The sequence below is a fragment of the Microseira sp. BLCC-F43 genome (genome assembly GCF_041929235.1).
GTDB lineage: Bacteria > Cyanobacteriota > Cyanobacteriia > Cyanobacteriales > Aerosakkonemataceae > Microseira.
This window is the reverse complement of record NZ_JBHFNP010000197.1, coordinates 16,358-32,605: the sequence shown is the minus strand read 5'-3', so window position 1 is coordinate 32,605 and position 16,248 is coordinate 16,358. Positions and strand designations below refer to the sequence as shown.

The window sequence follows — 16,248 nt, the reverse complement described above, 5'->3', positions numbered from 1 at the left end:
ATAGGTTAGCATCCCCACCGGGGGGATACGTTAATAATTGTTGCAGCGGTAATAGAAGCAAAATTGTGAAGGTAATTATTTGTCCTGGCATTCACCCGCCAGAGTTGACCGAAAGCTTTGTGGCAGGATTGCGATTGGGTGAAATTTGTCAATCCGAAGATATACTTATTGTGCCAGGGAAAGATTACCCAGTGTACTCAGGGTTTCACATCTTGCAGTTTGTCGGCGATAGATTGCCCACCAGCCCACCAGCCCACCTGCCCACCTACCCCCTGGTATTCATCAGCTTCAGCGCGGGGGTAGTGGGAGCGATCGCAGCAGCAGCGGCGTGGCGGCGGATGGGAGGTACGGTAAAAGCGTTTATAGCGTTAGATGGATGGGGAGTGCCGTTATTTGGCGATTTTCCGATTTATCGCGTTAGCCACGATGAATTTACCCACTGGAGTTCCGCGTTGCTGGGGAGTGGGGAAGAGAGTTTTTATGCCGATCCGGGGGTGGGGCATTTGGAATTGTGGCGCGCGCCGCAAACGGTGCGAGGGTGGTGGGTGAATAGAGAAGGGATGCGATCGCTTTCCTCTGCTGCGGAGTTTTTGACAATGCTGTTGCAGCGCTTTGAGGCTGCAAACCGCTTTATATGTTGACTGAGAGAAATTACGGAAAAAAGACCCGCCCCAGTGCCTACTTATCAGTATGAATACTGCGGTGTTTTAGCCCGTGATGCGGGCAACAGTTTAAGTCTGTGTAAAGTCTTGTCTTATTTATAAAGGCTTTATAAAGGCAAGGCTGAATTAGTTGTTACTACTGAATAGTATAGAAAAAAGACAAGCTTGTTAGCTGAACGAGCGGGAAAAATTCAGTATTAATACGGTGGTGTTTTAGGGCGTGATATTGAATTGCTAAAGTCACGCCATAGTTATGCATTCATAGCGGCGAAGATCGTACTTTTCCTACTTTAGAGATCCTACTTTTCCTACTGACAGGGGCATGAGCGATCGGTAAAGATGAAAAACGACACACTCCTTAGGCAACCTATCAGTATTAAATCAGCATTAATACTAATGGCTTGAGCAAAGGTAGTGAGTAAACATGGCAATGGGTGCATACTAGGCTAGGTTAATCGCCGCCTAAATCAATCGCAACCTGTTTTTCCGATTAGAGTTTCACCCTCAAGAGATGTTAGGTTCTAATTCCGCCTCATTCCCATCCTCATGCACTCAAGATATAGATGCAGCTTTTTGGAAATTATGGCAGCAGTATCAAGACTATATTTACCGTTGCTGTTGCAAGTGGATGGGCAACCAAACCGATGGGGAAGATGCCCTTAGTCGGGCGATGCTCAAAGCTTTGGAGAAAGTAAGAGATTGTACGGATGCTATTAAAAACTTTAAGGCTTGGTTAACCCGATTGACTTATAACCTGTGCGCCGATACCCATCGAGATCGCAAAAGGAGTGCAGTAGGAGTTGACAGTTTAGACACCATTGCTACAGGAAACGAAACCGAATTAATTAGCCAAGAAGAAACACCAGTTCTCGCCGCGTAGCGGCGAGAACTGGAATTATTTTTTCGCAGCGCAATAGATGAGTTACCAGATAGATTGCGCGAGACTTTTATTCTCCATTTTGAATCAGAGCTATCTTATTAAGATATTGCCGAACAGCTTGGTATATCCTACGATAACGTCCGCAAGCGCATTTCCCAGGCGCGGACAATTTTGCGTCAGCGGTTCAATGAAAATTTCTCTGAATATAGGGAGTCTAGGGTTTCTCCCCAGTCTGCAAAACCCAGGAAGTCGAAGCAGACTGCTCCCGAACCCGTTGCGGGCGAGATGGCATTATCTGGGGAGTTAGAAGAAGTACAAATTGTTGCTGGTGGGGAATTACCAGAAGCGGCGCTGTATTTTACGCAGATTGAGCCTGTTTTAGTGGATGCTCAATCTGATGAGAAGTTAGAGGAAATAGAGATTGTTGCTGATGGGGAACCCCAGTCGGCAGCGCTGTCTGTACCGCAGAGAGAAAAGCTGGAACTAGAGGAAAGGATGAAGGGCGAGAAACCGGGTTTCTCTAGCTGTAGCAACGAAATTTCGGCCTTTCCCACGTCTTCTCAATGGGCGATTCCGCTCTTGCGGATAGCTTGGCGAAGCGCTTTGAAGCAATTGCTAATCTGGGTTTCTCTAGCTTGGAGTAGCGAAATTTCGGCCTCCCCCATGCAAGAAACCTGGTTTCTGAGATTACTAACGCGGGGGGCGAGGATGGTTAATAAAGGAATAGATTCAAGCTAAATCCAGGCAATACATTCTCACCCGATAATTCTGTGGGAAGATTTCGCACTTCCACGTCTTGTCCTGGGCGATAAATTTCCACTTGCTGCTGTTGGGGGTTAATTAACCATCCCAATTGCACCCCTGCATCGGTATCAGATACCCGACTTTTCTAAGAAGTTGGGTATCTGGTTGTTATGTTTATTTATGCCCCTTAAGACTATTCGTCTGTCAGGGTAACGGTGTCTAGGTTTAATGTCAGAGGAGTTGTAACTATATAGTTAGCCTGAATAGCGGTGGTGACTATACCATGCTATTGTCTCTTTAAAAACAGCAAATTGATGCTGTAAGGGTAGCGAGGAAATTTGTCACTACCTGTGCTAAAAGAGGCGCATCTTGGAGGCGGTTTTGTTAGGTGTAGTGAGTTGAGAAAATTTGTGCGGTTGAAGAGTTCACAATTTGGCTTCGGGAAACGTCTTATTAATGGAACAACAAAAGTTCCAATTCCCTACCGGATAAATACTACGCTACAAAGTTATTAAAACTAACGATTGTGAATAGCTGATAACAAGGAGACATATCTATGTTACAGGTGCAATTTGATCCAGATGCTGGAGCATTTTTGACAGGAAATCATATCAACCATCAACTTTTTGCCCAAGCATTACAACAATGGATCAACAATGCGGCGAATCAGCAGAATGTGCCAGTGGGAAACAACCAGCCGATGAATTTCACATATAACGGAAATAATTACGCACTGATTGTAACCCACCTGATGAACCAGAATGTGTTTATGGTAAATACAATTCAATTGGCTTGACAGAAAACGAACATAATTTTGACAGGAAGTAAAAAAAAGAAGCAATATCGCAGAGTGTAGAAGAGGAGAAGAAGGAGTACGATTGCTTCTCTACTAAATGAAATTCATAATTCAGAAGAGCGATCGCCCCTCTAAGCAACTTCCACAGACGCGCGTCGGCAGGTAGAGACTGCACGATGTTCTAGCAGTCCCGCCACCTGAAAAGCGATCGCCCCACAACCTGATTAAATTTCCACATCAGAAGGGCGATCGCAATAACTCAAAACTAACCCAATCCTTTACGCTACTTTTACCAAACTGACGCACTAGGAAATCAACATGAAAGTTTGTGTTCTGCAACCTGACTATTCTCAGTCGGTATCGCCAGTAGACTATATGGCAGAAGTAGATTACAAAAACTCTGAACCACCACGGAATCTTTCCTATTTATTACCAGAAGACCAAGTAGACCACGTATTTCTCAACAAAGCGACAACCTATCGTCAACTGAAAGAGTTAAAGAATCAAGGTTACGATATTTTTGTTAACCTCTGTACCGGATGTTTGGACTGGGATGTTCCCTCTATTGATGTAATCGTTGCCTTGGAGCAGCTTGATTTACCTTACACGGGTCCGACTTTTGACCTCTACGCTCCCAGCAAAGAGTTAATGAAGCATATCGCTTACATTGCAGGAGTGCAAACACCAGCATTTGTAAAGATTGAAACCTTATCTGATGTTAAGAACGCTTGTCAAAGACTACAATTTCCTCTTTTTGCTAAACCAGCAGCAGCAATGGATAGTTTAGGTATTGACAATAAATCTTATATAACAACAAAGGAAGCATTACAAAGTAAGGTAGCCAATCTTTTAACTCATTTTGATCTGGTTTTAATTGAAGAATATATATCTGAAAAAGAATTTACAGTTCTTGTAGCTGCCAATTTTGAAGATCGCGATTCTCCAATAACATATCAGTCCCTAGAGTTTGTTTTTCCAGAGGGAGAACGTTTCAAAACTTACAATCTAAAAGTGCAGCAATATCATCCAGAATGTAATGTTCTTTGTTCTGATCCAGAGATCGATTCTCGTTTGAGAGAAGCCGCAAAAAATATTTTTCTAAAGTTTAATGGTGTTGGCTATGCTCGTCTTGATTTCAGGGTTAACGAGCAAAATGAGATTTTCTTACTTGAAATTAACTTTAGTCCTTTAATCTTTCTTGATGGCAAAGAAAAAACATCTGCTGACTACATTTTGGGGTAAAATGAAAATGCCTCAAGTTTCCTTAAACATATTATTGCAGAGGGGATATATCGTCATAAACGCCGTCAGAAAAAATTTCTGGATAATTTTGTTTTCGAGCAAGTGAGTTTGTGTGAAAATAAAAATAGCTGAAATAGATACAGAAAAGCAGAAGTAAACTGAAGGAGATACTAAGGCATGATTATCAGAAGCTTGAAGGAGATTGTTAGCACGGAACGTGATGTTGATTGGGGCAATGGACAAAGTAGAAGATTTTTGTTGGCTCGCGATGGAATGGGATTTTCTCTTACCGATACAATAATTGAAGCAAACACAGAATCATTACTTGAATACACAAATCACATGGAAGCTTGCTACTGCATAGAAGGTGAAGGGGAAGTAGAAGTAGATGGGGCAGTTTATCCTATTCAGCCTGGCACTATGTATGCCTTAGATAAGAATGACAAACATTATTTACGTGCTAAAACGATGTTACGGCTAATCTGCGTCTTTACGCCACCTCTGCAAGGCTCTGAATCTCATAAACTGAGTAACAGTAAAAGCTCCTGCTACTAGATTTAAACGTACTGTATTTGCATTCACTAAATTACGTCTAATGAATGGAACAGCCTCAAAGTCCGACAATATTTAAGGTAAGCAGAACTACATGACGCAGGTTGGCAACCAATTAATGGAGAAAATATCGATGTTTCAGGAATTGCCTGTACCTACCAGTAAGGTATTCGTCTGGGCATTTATTCCCTACCGAATTACAGAACAAGGACTAATTGGAGAATTTTATGACAATCCGGGCTATCGTCAAGAACTAGCAAGGGTTTTTGCGGAACTCGGCATTAAATGGAAGTGGCAGCCGATTACCTTAGAGAATATGCACGCAATTGTAGAGGAAGTAGCTGCTTCTAGTAAAGAGTACGTTCCATTAGTCTTAAACTATTGCGATGGATTTGAAGAGCTTGATGGCTACCCAGGCTTTTCTCTGGTGAAACTCCTGGAAGAAAAAGGCATTATTGTTACAGGAGCGCTAACTTTTGCCATCTGTGTGACAACAAAATTTTAATGAAGCGTGATTTGGTCGATGCGGGTGTGGCTACTGCTCCCTATGAAGTCATTGCTGACATCAACCACATAGAAGGAGTGTGTGAGCGACTTGGCACTCCTCTGATTGTGAAACCTGCAACCTCTTATGGGAGTCATGGAATTTCCTTAAGTTCAGTAGTTTTCAGCGATGAGCAGGTGAGAGTACAAGTTCAACGCTTGCTTTCTGGACAGCACGGGATGCATTTTCCGCCGGACAGCATCTTTGTGGAACGGTTTATCAATGGTTCTGAGTTTACAGTTTTCATTATCGGTTCGGCTCAGAAACCAGAACACATCAAAGTCTATCCACCTATGGAACGAGTGTTTCACTCCAGCTTGCCTGAAACCGAACAATTTTTGGCTTACGACAGAGAAAAAGATGAACAAGAAAGTTCCCTCTCACCCCAAGAACCGCTCTGTCGTTACCAACTAGTTGCTCCAGAATTGCAAGAAAGACTTTGTGAGTTAAGCAAACGTGCCTACTGTGCTGTTGGTGGCAATGGATATGGACGAGTTGATGTGCGAATGGATAAAGTTTCCCAAGAATTGTTTGTTCTTGAGGTGAATCCTAATTGTGCTTTATCTTTTTTTCCTATTTCTGAAGAATATGACTCTAGAGAAGCTGAAAATGAAAAACCTTACGAAACCTCTGTTGGAACTATCCTGCATTTTTCTGGTATCCCGTTTGCCCAAGTGATGTCAGAAATCATTGCAGAGGCTTTTGCTAGGCATTCTACTAAGTTGCAATTAAGGACTCTATGCCACTCTTTGGCAACAAAATAACAGAGGAAACATTGATGTTACAGAAATTGCCTGTGCCTAGAAACAAGTTGTTTGTTTGGGTATTTGTTCCCTACCGCATCACAGAACAAGGATGGGTTAGTGAAGAATACGACACTCCTGAATCTCACCAGGAACTGACAGACCTATTTGCAGAACTCGGCACCAAGTGGAAATGGCAGCCGATTACTTTTGAAAATATGCACGCGGTTGTAGAAGAGATAGTTGCTTCCAGCAAGGAGTACATTCCAGTAGTGTTGAACTATTGTGCTGGGGATGAAGACCCCAACTACCCCGGCACTTGCGTTATTAAACTACTGGAAGCAAAAGGCATCCTCTTTACGGGTGCAGATTCTACCTTTGATTATCTCTGCTCATCTAAACTTAGAATGAAGCGTGCTTTTGTTGAAGCAGGTGTAGCTACTGCTCCCTATGAAGTCATTACAGACATCAGCGGCATTCAGGGAGTGTGTGAGCGTCTTGGTACTCCTTTGATGGTAAAACCAGCCATGTCTATGGGAAGCCGAGGGCTTTCTTTACAGTCGGTTGTAGAAAGTGATGAACAGGTGAGTAAACAAGTCCAATGGCTGCTCCAAGGACAGCATGATATGCAATTCCCACCGGACAGCATTTTTGTGGAACGGTTCATCAATGGTCGTGAATTTACAGTCTTCCTGTTAGGTTCTACCCAGCAGCCAGAGAGCATCAAAATCTATCCACCTGCGGAACGGGTGTTTCACTCCAACTTGCCTGAAACTGAACGATTTTTGGCTTACGAAAGAGCTTGGGCAAAAGAAGAATCTTCTTTGTCATTGGGAGAACCATTTTACCGCTACCAATTAGTTGCTTCTGATTTGCATGATAGGCTTTGCGAATTAAGCAAGCACGCTTACTGTGCAGTTGGCGGTAATGGATATGCACGAGTAGATATACGCATGGATAAAGCCTCTCAAGAAATCTTTGTCCTAGAGGTGAATCCTAACTGTGGTATTTCTTCTATACCTCTGTTTGATTTCTCCAATCCAAGTGCAACATCAGTTGGCACTATTTTGCACCTTGCTGGCATCCCATTTGCACAGCTGATGTCAGAAATTCTTGCAGAAGCTTTTACTAGGAATTATACAAAATAGTGATAATTATATACAAATGAATCTAATTTGCTTTCTCAAAGAACTGAATAAATACATCGATCCCTACAGATGGTTAGCGATTCTTCTCATCGAGCGTGAGCTTTTTGAGGCAGCCTTTGAATCCTCAATTAGAATGAGCTTAAAATTTATTATCGACGCAGCCATTATTCCCCAAAATTACCGTCTCCTAGTTTTAATTCTCCTCTGGCTGGATGGGGGAGCGATTTTTTTTGTATTCATCGGTTTAATAGGAGATTATTGGGCTACACGGTTTAACATTTCAGTTGTCAACAACATCCGCTATTCTATGTTTTCTCGCCTGCAAAACCTATCTATGGAGTTTTTTGGGCGACGTTCAGCCGGAGATATTGTTAATTGTTTTTTCGCCGATACCGAGAAAGTAGAAAATAGCTTGAACTACGGAATAACAATGATTTTAGAACTCGGTAGCATTCTATTTTCTGCTATTTTTATGTTTTCTCTCAACTGGCAGTTAGGTCTGATTAGTTGTATTGGTTTAACCTTCTGCACCGTTGCCCCCGCCAAAATTGGTCAAAAAGCTACAGAGCGAAACTATCAATTTAGAGAAAAAGAAGGAAAAATTGCTAGTGTCGTTCAAGAAAATGTTCTTTCCCAATCAGTTGTTAAAATGTTTGGCTTGCATAACAGAACCATTAACAATTTTTCCCAGGAATTGCACGACATAAAGAAAGTTTATGTTCTAGCTAAGTTTTCCTCTTATTTAGTCCAAAGGATTCCGGATCTAGTCTTTGTGTTTGTCCAGCTTGCCGTAATCGCTATCGGCGCATTAATGACCTACTGGAACTTGATTACGGTAGGGACACTCGTCTCTTTTCAGGTTTTATTAGTCGGTTTAAATCTAAACATCCTCAGCTTTACGTTTTCCCTCCCCTACCTAATAGATGGGATAGCCGCGATGCAGCGCATCTGCGTTCTGTTAGCTGAAGTTCCGCAAGTCCAAGATGCGCCTGGTGCTATTGAATTACCCCATTTTTCCCGCGAAATTCGCTTTGATAATGTTAGCTTTAACTATTCCTCACAGAGAAAAGGAATTAATAATCTATCCCTAACCCTCCACCAAGGAGATTTTGTCGTCTTTGTTGGACAATCCGGTGCGGGTAAAAGTACCATCGTTAATCTACTTACCCGACTGTACGACCCAGATAAAGGTCGCATTCTATTTGATGAAGTAGATTTGCGCTCCTGCACGCAACAATCGCTCAGGTCTCAAATTGGATTAGTTTCTCAAGAAGTAATTCTGTTTAATAGCTCGGTGCGGGAAAATATCAGGATGGGCTATTTGTCAGCTACTGACGAGCAAGTAGAAGCCGCCGCTAAAGCCGCAGAAATACACGATTTTATTGTCACTTTACCCCAAGGCTACGACACACCTGTTGGCGACAGAGGGGGACAGCTATCGGGGGGACAGCGGCAAAGAATCGCCCTCGCTAGAGCGCTAGTCAGAGATCCGGCTATTCTGATTGTGGATGAAGCTACATCAGCACTAGATCCGGCGACAGAAGCGGGTATTCTCGCCACTATCGAGCGCATTGCCAAAGAACGTACAGTCATTGTCATCACCCACCGCATCAGTCAAGCGTTGCGTGCGAATGTAATTTTTGTGATGGATTCAGGACGCATTGTTGCATCAGGTAGCCATGCAGATTTAATGCAAAAAGAAGGTATCTATGCCACACTTTGGCAACAAAGTCATCCAGCACATAACAACTTATTTGGGGAAGCTTATCTCTGAGCGCAAATTTAACCTGTCGTATCTTCCTCTCAAGTCATTTGTACAGCAGTTAGCAGAAAGGTTGCGGTAGCGAGGCAGCCAGAAACCCCAAAAACCAGGTTTTTTGGAAAATGGGTGAAGAGAGAGGGAGAGCGCGAGCTTTCAACTGCGGCTGAGTTTTTGGCTGGGGTGTTATATCATTTCCGGTCGATTACCCATAATTAGGAGTAGGGAACATAATTAACGTTATCTGTTTGTCCGAGATATCTATGATGTTCCCTACGCAACGACGCGGTGAGGTTTTTTTATTATGGGCAATTCAACGGACATGATATTAGAGCGGGGATAGGCGAGCGATCGCACCCTTGCACATTTATATGATGTCAGGCAACTCACCCATAATTAAAACTCAGAGCGTCCCCGTATCCCCGCGTCCTTAGCGTCAGTCCTAACTATGGGTAATCAAACGGACATGATATTACTTATGGGAACATTGTGCAACGCCGATTTTGGCAACAAGGCGTAGTTTAAGAGGCGATTTGCGCTGGGCGCAGCAGCGAAGCTATCCCACGACAGCAGGTACAATGGCGCTATTCCTTTTTGGGTATGAGTGGGATTAGTTTCATCAATCCAGGCCATGAGCGAATCAACAGCCAAGCCAAGGCTGCTGCTACAAGTGCGATACTTAGTTTGTATACCAGTGGCACAGCAGGCTTGATCCAGGGTTCTGGGAGACTCCCGTTGGTGAGGAATACTCTGACGGGGTCTTTGGGATTGTTACCAAGCTTATCCGCAGACGGAAGGAAGGAGGCGACACTCCATCCTACACCCAGAATGGCGAGCGCATCTTGGAAGTTGCGATCGCGTTCGGCTTTGACAACTTCGACACGGCTGCGAACGGCGTTAATCGTATTCTCTATTAATTTCATCCCCCGTTCCAGATTTTCTGAGTCTTTGGTAATTTGGCTCTGGTATTTATCTGTAACTAACTTGGTGAATTTTTCCAAAAACTCTAGTTTGTTTCCGGCTTTTTATTCGATGGGTTACAGCCGTTTTTTATAGTTAATTAAATTAATATCAATCCTCCCGTTTTGAAATTCTATTCTCTTTATTTATCTGCTATAATTATTAAGGCTATTCTGCACTCGCATCAAGGTTTTACGACATTTTTCCAATTCTCGATCTGTGGGCTGATTCGGGTTAATAGATTGTCTTTCTTCTTCAATGACAGTCAAGTAATTTTTAATCGATTGTTTGAGTAGGCGACTCTGACCGTAAGCCCAGAGTATTTTGTGGCTATCTTCAAATAATCGCATCCAGTCGTCATAAAAATCAGCTAATTTATCGGCGCTTGCTTTGTCAGGAAAAAGAATAATAATAACGTGCTGATTCTCTTGGATAATTTGAATATTTGTCGGAGTTTATGGGCTTTCTTTGATTACCAAGCGGTAGCGCGAAAGTTCAAATATTGTTGCCCCTAGAAACATTCCTTGCCCTTCTAAATCTTGTTTCCAATTAGTATCGTGCCTTAATGCTTTGTAGCAGTATTTGGCGATATATTCAGGGTTTTTGGCATCAGTTTGGGGGAGCGAGCCAGATATCATCCAGGTTTGCCCAATTGTTGCTGGTTGGTTGTTGATTCTTTGCTCAATTTCGCTTTTTAGGTCTTTAAAACATGCAGCAGGTTGATCTGGGATTTCATTGTTGACTGAGCAGTCTAGCAGCAGCCCATAAACATCATTGATACGGACAGGATAGTAATAGCCTTCTAAAGGGTAAGGTTTGCCGCTGGTTGCAAATCTGTGAGGCTCAGTTAAGAGGACATATTCGTCTTCAAAGTAGGTGTCTTTTTGGAATAAAATTTGAGTTTATGGAAATTTTTTCTGGGAATCAGCTTGATTATTGTTAATTTCGTCTTGACTCTCACCTAAGCCATTTCTTAAGTCGTAGAGGAAGAGGTCAAGGGTGGGATAGATGATGTCGTTCATTTATTGTTTGAGGTTGAGATTTAGCTAGATTGAAATGCAGATCCCCCCAACCCCCCAGCCTTCCCAGGCAGGAGCCAGGGAACGAGGGGGACGAGGGGGATCCCAGGCAGGAGCCAGGGAACGAGGGGGACGAGGGGGATCCCAGGCAGGAGCCAGGGAACGAGGGGGACGAGGGGGATCCCAGGCAGGAGCCAGGGAACGAGGGGGGGCTAAAAAAGCAGAGATAGTCTATTTACCACTGATGGGGATTGGGGAAGGAATGTTTGAATTTTTTCAATAATGCTGAGTTTTTTAGCTGTTTCTATAGGGTTGGCAGTTGAGAAAACGTTGATAGCCACGTTGTTAATTTCATTGCTTTTATAGCCATCGTTGACTGGCAGCTTACCTCGCGTTACAGGAATTTGATTTGTAGGGATTGCTGCTGCGAGTTCGGCTGGGGTAGGTAGTAAATTCGAGGGGATTTCGCCATTCAAGGCATCGAGTTGAGATTTAGCGGTTTGATGCAGTTTATTCAAGAGGGGATTAGCTTTAATGACTGTTAGCAAATAGTCTTCGTAGTCCTGCCAATTATCGGGGTCGAGTTGCAGTTGCTCGGCGGCATCTCTGAAAGCGTCTTTTTCATCTTCGCTTAGGTCTTCTAGATCCTTGAGAGCCAGTACTAGAGCGAGTAAGGTTTTGTTAACAGCTACAGACATAAATGTCCTAGATATTTAGTATAAATATAATAAGTTACAAGTGATAGCCGTAGCTTTCCAGATACTCTCTCAAATTTGGTGCTAAGGGATGAACGAACGCAGAGAAGCGCTGGTGGTAGGGATTAATCGTTATCCGTTGTTGAGGGATGGCACAACTAAAAAGCCCCAACATCTGGAAAAACCGGCAGCGGATGCGGAAGCAGTTGCCCAAATTCTAGAAAAATACGGTAATTTCACAGTGCGACGCTTGCCAGAGGTGTATTCCCCAGAGGGAAAGCGGGGAGTAGATCCCAACCCACCATCACACAATCTGGTGCAGGTACCGGATTTGGAAAAGGAGATCGCTCACTTATTCAATCCACCAGGAAGGATTAGACCCGATACCGCGTTGCTGTTTTTTGCCGGTCATGGGTTGCGTAAAGAACAGGGGGGAGTGACGGAAGGGTTTTTGGCTACGAGTGATGTGAATCCCGCTCAAGGCAAGTGGGGCGTTTCTTTGCGGTGGTTGCGCGAACTTTTGCAAAAAAGTCCGGTGCAACAGCAGATTATTTGGCTCGATTGCTGCCATAGTGGAGAATTACTCAATATTTTGGATGAGGCTAATCCAGGGAAGGAAGGCAAAGCAGTTGACCGATGTTTGATTGCTGCGTGTCGAGGATTTGAGGTGAGTCGCGAACAGTTGCAAGGGGAACATGGTATTCTGACGGCGGCACTGTTGCAAGGTTTAAACCCGAACGCGGACGTTGATGGCTGGGTGAGTAATAATAAGCTGGCGGATTTCATTAATAAAAAGATGTCCGCAGAACTCCAGCGCCCGGTTTTTCACAATTCCGGTGGGACGATTATCCTTACGGATAGAACCCATGGGGCGCAAAGGCAGGTCGATTCAAAGCTGAAGGGCAAGTGTCCTTACAAATCCTTGAACTATTTCACGCAAGAGGATGCGGTCTTTTTCTACGGGCGAACGGAACTGACGGATATATTAATCGATCGAGTTCGCAGGGAAAATTTTACCGCCGTGTTGGGGGCGTCGGGAAGTGGTAAATCTTCGGTTTTGCGGGCGGGATTGCTTTATCAACTCAAGCGGGGACAAAAACTATCAGGTAGCGCTCGCTGGAAATACTACGATCCTTTTACCCCGGGCGAACATCCCCTGCAAAGCTTGAAGAAAGCGACTGGCACAGATGCCCAGAATTTCAAGCAGTTTATTGCCACCCTGAAAACTGAACGGGTGGTGCTGGCGATCGATCAGTTTGAAGAATGCTTCACTATGTGCCAAGACAAGCAAGAACGAGAGCAGTTTTTTGCTTGCTTGTTGCAGGCGGTGGAACAAACCAACAACAAACTCCGCCTAGTGTTGGCGATGCGGGCAGATTTTCTGGGCAAATGTGCTGAATATGCACAGTTAGCCAACAAAATTGACCGGCATCTGGTGACGGTGAAACCGATGACTCGCAAGGATATAGAACAGGCTATTGCTAAACCCGGTGAACTGGTTGGCTTAAAAGTTGAGCAAGCTTTGGTAACAAAGATGACTGAAGATGTAGTCGGTTCTCCCGGAAGCTTGCCCCTACTCGAGTACACCTTGACAGAACTTTGGCAACAAGCGCAAACAGGGCCAAATCGCCATCGGTTGACCCTGGAGTCTTATTATCATCTCGGTGGCATCGAGAAAACGCTGTCCAAACGAGCCAATCAGGTTTATAACTCGCTTCAGGACGAAGAGAAGCCAGTTGCTAAGCGCATCTTCCTGGAACTGACCCAGTTAGGTGAGACAAGCGATACGCGCAGGCGGGTACGCAAGGAGGATTTAGTCAACCAAAGGCATTCTCTGGAACTGTTGGATCGGACGATTGAGCAGTTAGTGAAAGCGAAGTTAATCGTGACGACTCATGAATCACAATCTGTGAATGGCAAACCGGGAGTGATTTTGGATATCGTCCATGAAGCCTTGATTCGTCATTGGCAGGAATTGCGCCAATGGGTGGCAGATAACCAAGTGGCATGGGAAATTGAGCGCAAGATTGAAGCTAGGGCGAAAGATTGGGAACGTAAGGGAAAGACGGAGGATTTGGGTTTACTGCTGCAAGGGGCAACGTTAATAGAAGCTGAGACGTATTTGAAGGACTACGGCAATCTTGGACTGCTTGATGGTATTGCCCAAGAGTTTATTCAGGTGAGTCAAAAGGTTCGCGATCGGCTCATCCAAAAAGAGTTAGAACGTAAACAGCGAGAACTTAAAGCTGTTAAGACTAGGAATCGAATTTTAGTTGGATCTTTAGCTGTAGTGAGTGCAGTTGCGATCGTGGCTGTTGTTCAGTGGCGAGATGCTGAAAGGCAGAAGACAATTGCAAGACTAGGGGAAAGTGCGGCACTCGCCAGTAATCTGGTATCGGCAGCGCCTCTAGAGGGCTTAATGCGAGCTATTCAGGCGACGGGTGAAAGCCAATCCTCATTGGGGCAGGTTCTCAACCCGGTTCAGTCCAGTTTGCTGGATGCGATCGATGTAGCCAGAGAACGGAATATCCTGAGAGGGCATCAGGATGCTGTCTATTCTGTGGCATTGCGCCCGGATGGGCAGAGGATTGTCTCTGGGGGCGCTGACGGCACGGTGCGGTTGTGGGATAGCAGCGGCAAAGCGATTGGCTCCCCCATCAAAGCGCATCAGGGTATTGTCTCTTCTGTGGCATTGCGCCCGGATGGGCAGAGGATTGTCTCTGGGGGTGAGGACGGTACGGTGCGGTTGTGGGATAGCAGCGGCAAAGCGATTGGCTCCCCCTTCCTTGGGCATCAGGGTGATGTCTCTTCTGTGGCATTGGGTCCGGATGGGCAGAGGATTGTCTCTGGGGGTGCTGACGGCACGGTGCGGTTGTGGCAAGGCAGTTGGGAAAGGTGGCTCCAAATAGGGTGCGACAGGTTACTCGATCATCCCGTTCTAGTTGAGCCTGAAACGAATATTGACGAAGAATCTGAAACGATTAAGTTCGCTCAATCCGCTCGTTCTACCTGTCAAAAATTAGCCTGGAATCCCAGCGAAAATGCCCGGTTTCTGGTCAATCAAGGTCGGGCGATAGGGCAAGGAGGAGATTTTAAGGGCGCTATGGCGAAGTTTCAAGAAGCCCGGAAATTGTCTCCCAGCATCACTATCCCATCTGAGGCAGAAGTTGGATGGTGGGCAGCAGGTGGTCTGGTTAAAAATGGTGAGAAGCTAGTCAAGGAGGGTAAGGTCAAGGAAGCGCTTGCCGCCTACAGGGAGGCACAAACTTTAAAGCCAACCTGGAAACTTCCTTCTGAGTCTTGGAATACCCTCTGTCGGTACGGCAGTCTGCACGGACAGGCGGCTGAGGTGATGAAAGCTTGTGAAAATGCGGTGACGGTTGCACCTGAAAATGGAACGTTTCGGGATAGTCGCGGTATTGCCAGGGCGATGACGGGGAATACCGCCGGGGCGATTCAGGATTTTCAAGCATTTATAAAATCGACTGGCTCGGATGAGGAGAAAAAACAACGGCAAGGCTGGATTGATGCCCTCAAGGCTGGTAATAATCCCTTCACCCAGGAGGAGATTAAGCGTTTACTTCCGGAGTAATTGAAAGTGCGCGGTGTTGCATTCCCTACAGAAATTTGTCCTTGGGGCAGTTCTCATACCAATTTCCCTTGAAAATGCTACAGCTCAAAGTATTGTAGGGGCGGGTTTTACCAATAATATAATGTCCGGTCGATTACCCATAATTAGGAGTAGGGAACACGAGCAACGTTATTTGTGTGTCTGAGATATCTATGATGTTCCCTACGCAACGACGCGGTGAGGTTTTTTTATTATGGGCAATTCAACGGACATGATATAACCTTTGACAAAAACAAACCATTCAAATAAACCCGCGAAGCGCCTTGTGTGGCTTCCTTGTCACCAGCCCTCAAACAAGGGCGATGAGAGCTTAATCAATCGCGTTTTTCTTGTATAATCTCACTTTCAGCGTCATAATATAAGCCAAGCAAACTGTTAGTTAAAGAATTAATCGTGCGCTCAAGTTCATCAAGAGAGAGTAGGTCTAATCACATCTTGCACCAGTCCCAACGTCCGCTGTGGGACTTAAGTCCCACAGCGAGTAGCTCAAGTCCTCTTCAGAGGACTAAATACTTACGATCAAAAGCTTTCAGTCCTCTTAAGAGGACTTGAGCTAAAAGCCTTTGAAATTGATTTCCGGGCGGGCTAAAACGGCAGGTGCAAGATGTGAGTCTAAAAACTTAGACTACCGCTGTGATATGCTCTGCACTACCAGCCCGTCCTAAATGTTTATCCGATACAGGACTTACGCACGACAAACCTATCACCTTTGTTTCAAGCTACGATCTTTAGTTCCAAAGCGACGATTTTTCATAGAAACTTTGGTGTTTGCGTAAGTCCTGCGATAGTTGCAGGGACACGGCGAGCGCAAAATGTTCGCTTGTACATAATATTTCCGATGCCGTGTCCCTACCCAGAAACCGGGTGTCTAGG

At 44.8% G+C, this 16,248-nt stretch carries 15 protein-coding genes and 1 pseudogene; 11 read left to right on the top strand and 5 right to left on the bottom strand.

Annotated elements, in window-relative coordinates:
- Positions 1-65 precede the first annotated feature (65 nt).
- The 3 genes from ACE1CM_RS27320 (at position 66) to ACE1CM_RS27310 (ending at position 2,280) form a co-directional block, all read left to right on the top strand.
- Positions 66-641 carry a hypothetical protein gene (locus ACE1CM_RS27320; protein ID WP_374882003.1) on the top strand — a complete coding sequence of 192 codons (576 nt, stop codon included), beginning with the start codon at positions 66-68 and terminating at the stop codon, positions 639-641.
- 532 nt (positions 642-1,173) lie between these two features.
- Entirely contained in the window at positions 1,174-1,542 is a 369-nt protein-coding gene (locus ACE1CM_RS27315) for an RNA polymerase sigma factor (protein ID WP_374882002.1), read from the top strand.
- Positions 1,543-1,827: 285 nt separating this feature from the next.
- Positions 1,828-2,280, top strand: a complete 453-nt coding sequence (locus ACE1CM_RS27310) for a hypothetical protein (protein ID WP_374882001.1) — start codon at positions 1,828-1,830, stop codon at positions 2,278-2,280.
- Here ACE1CM_RS27310 and ACE1CM_RS27305 read toward each other — a convergent pair.
- Positions 2,255-2,407, bottom strand: a pseudogene (locus ACE1CM_RS27305) (Uma2 family endonuclease); the annotation flags it as partial. The gene ACE1CM_RS27310 and the pseudogene ACE1CM_RS27305 sit on opposite strands and share 26 nt — an antisense overlap.
- Positions 2,408-2,842: 435 nt before the next feature.
- Here ACE1CM_RS27305 and ACE1CM_RS27300 point away from each other — a divergent pair.
- The 7 genes from ACE1CM_RS27300 (at position 2,843) to ACE1CM_RS27270 (ending at position 9,085) form a co-directional block, all read left to right on the top strand.
- The gene (locus ACE1CM_RS27300) at positions 2,843-3,082 is read left to right on the top strand and encodes a hypothetical protein (RefSeq protein ID WP_374882000.1); all 240 of its coding nucleotides are present in this window, start codon (positions 2,843-2,845) and stop codon (positions 3,080-3,082) included.
- Between the two features lie 375 nt (positions 3,083-3,457).
- Positions 3,458-4,324, top strand: a complete 867-nt coding sequence (locus ACE1CM_RS27295) for a hypothetical protein (protein WP_374881999.1) — start codon at positions 3,458-3,460, stop codon at positions 4,322-4,324.
- Positions 4,325-4,501: 177 nt separating this feature from the next.
- Positions 4,502-4,879 carry an ectoine synthase gene (locus ACE1CM_RS27290; RefSeq protein WP_374881998.1) on the top strand — a complete coding sequence of 126 codons (378 nt, stop codon included), beginning with the start codon at positions 4,502-4,504 and terminating at the stop codon, positions 4,877-4,879.
- 91 nt (positions 4,880-4,970) lie between these two features.
- Positions 4,971-5,381 carry a hypothetical protein gene (locus ACE1CM_RS27285; RefSeq protein WP_374881997.1) on the top strand — a complete coding sequence of 137 codons (411 nt, stop codon included), beginning with the start codon at positions 4,971-4,973 and terminating at the stop codon, positions 5,379-5,381.
- A complete protein-coding gene (locus ACE1CM_RS27280) occupies positions 5,381-6,184 on the top strand; it encodes a hypothetical protein (protein WP_374881996.1) in 804 nt (267 codons plus the stop codon). Before ACE1CM_RS27285 ends, ACE1CM_RS27280 begins: the two co-directional genes overlap by 1 nt.
- A gap of 14 nt (positions 6,185-6,198) precedes the next feature.
- The gene (locus ACE1CM_RS27275; RefSeq protein ID WP_374881995.1) at positions 6,199-7,311 is read left to right on the top strand and encodes a hypothetical protein; all 1,113 of its coding nucleotides are present in this window, start codon (positions 6,199-6,201) and stop codon (positions 7,309-7,311) included.
- A 16-nt stretch (positions 7,312-7,327) separates the two neighbouring features.
- A complete protein-coding gene (locus ACE1CM_RS27270; protein ID WP_374881994.1) occupies positions 7,328-9,085 on the top strand; it encodes an ABC transporter ATP-binding protein in 1,758 nt (585 codons plus the stop codon).
- 569 nt (positions 9,086-9,654) lie between these two features.
- Here ACE1CM_RS27270 and ACE1CM_RS27265 read toward each other — a convergent pair.
- The 4 genes from ACE1CM_RS27265 to ACE1CM_RS27250 all read right to left on the bottom strand — a co-directional run bounded on the left by ACE1CM_RS27265 (position 9,655) and on the right by ACE1CM_RS27250 (position 11,747).
- Positions 9,655-10,071 (bottom strand): hypothetical protein, encoded by a 417-nt coding sequence (locus ACE1CM_RS27265; protein ID WP_374881993.1) that lies wholly within the window; start codon positions 10,069-10,071, stop codon positions 9,655-9,657.
- Positions 10,072-10,176: 105 nt separating this feature from the next.
- Entirely contained in the window at positions 10,177-10,380 is a 204-nt protein-coding gene (locus ACE1CM_RS27260) for a hypothetical protein (RefSeq protein ID WP_374881992.1), read from the bottom strand.
- Between the two features lie 105 nt (positions 10,381-10,485).
- Positions 10,486-10,668 carry a hypothetical protein gene (locus ACE1CM_RS27255; protein WP_374881991.1) on the bottom strand — a complete coding sequence of 61 codons (183 nt, stop codon included), beginning with the start codon at positions 10,666-10,668 and terminating at the stop codon, positions 10,486-10,488.
- 593 nt (positions 10,669-11,261) lie between these two features.
- Complete coding sequence (locus ACE1CM_RS27250; protein ID WP_374881990.1) at positions 11,262-11,747, bottom strand: hypothetical protein; 486 nt, start codon at positions 11,745-11,747, stop codon at positions 11,262-11,264.
- Between the two features lie 88 nt (positions 11,748-11,835).
- Here ACE1CM_RS27250 and ACE1CM_RS27245 point away from each other — a divergent pair, with 88 nt between their 5' ends.
- Positions 11,836-15,336: a caspase family protein gene (locus ACE1CM_RS27245; RefSeq protein WP_374881989.1), complete on the top strand. Its 3,501-nt coding sequence runs from the start codon at positions 11,836-11,838 to the stop codon at positions 15,334-15,336.
- Positions 15,337-16,248 lie beyond the last annotated feature (912 nt).

What these genes read in the sequence shown, in the direction of transcription:
- ACE1CM_RS27290 (WP_374881998.1), top strand. Translation starts at nt 4,502, where the DNA reads ATGATTATCAGAAGCTTGAAGGAGATTGTTAGCACGGAACGTGATGTT.
- ACE1CM_RS27275 (WP_374881995.1), top strand. Translation starts at nt 6,199, where the DNA reads ATGTTACAGAAATTGCCTGTGCCTAGAAACAAGTTGTTTGTTTGGGTA.
- ACE1CM_RS27295 (WP_374881999.1), top strand. Translation starts at nt 3,458, where the DNA reads ATGGCAGAAGTAGATTACAAAAACTCTGAACCACCACGGAATCTTTCC.
- ACE1CM_RS27245 (WP_374881989.1), top strand. Translation starts at nt 11,836, where the DNA reads ATGAACGAACGCAGAGAAGCGCTGGTGGTAGGGATTAATCGTTATCCG.
- ACE1CM_RS27280 (WP_374881996.1), top strand. Translation starts at nt 5,381, where the DNA reads ATGAAGCGTGATTTGGTCGATGCGGGTGTGGCTACTGCTCCCTATGAA.
- ACE1CM_RS27315 (WP_374882002.1), top strand. Translation starts at nt 1,174, where the DNA reads ATGTTAGGTTCTAATTCCGCCTCATTCCCATCCTCATGCACTCAAGAT.
- ACE1CM_RS27300 (WP_374882000.1), top strand. Translation starts at nt 2,843, where the DNA reads ATGTTACAGGTGCAATTTGATCCAGATGCTGGAGCATTTTTGACAGGA.
- ACE1CM_RS27260 (WP_374881992.1), bottom strand. Translation starts at nt 10,380, where the DNA reads ATGCGATTATTTGAAGATAGCCACAAAATACTCTGGGCTTACGGTCAG.
- ACE1CM_RS27310 (WP_374882001.1), top strand. Translation starts at nt 1,828, where the DNA reads ATGGCATTATCTGGGGAGTTAGAAGAAGTACAAATTGTTGCTGGTGGG.
- ACE1CM_RS27270 (WP_374881994.1), top strand. Translation starts at nt 7,328, where the DNA reads ATGAATCTAATTTGCTTTCTCAAAGAACTGAATAAATACATCGATCCC.
- ACE1CM_RS27285 (WP_374881997.1), top strand. Translation starts at nt 4,971, where the DNA reads ATGACGCAGGTTGGCAACCAATTAATGGAGAAAATATCGATGTTTCAG.
- ACE1CM_RS27250 (WP_374881990.1), bottom strand. Translation starts at nt 11,747, where the DNA reads ATGTCTGTAGCTGTTAACAAAACCTTACTCGCTCTAGTACTGGCTCTC.
- ACE1CM_RS27255 (WP_374881991.1), bottom strand. Translation starts at nt 10,668, where the DNA reads ATGATATCTGGCTCGCTCCCCCAAACTGATGCCAAAAACCCTGAATAT.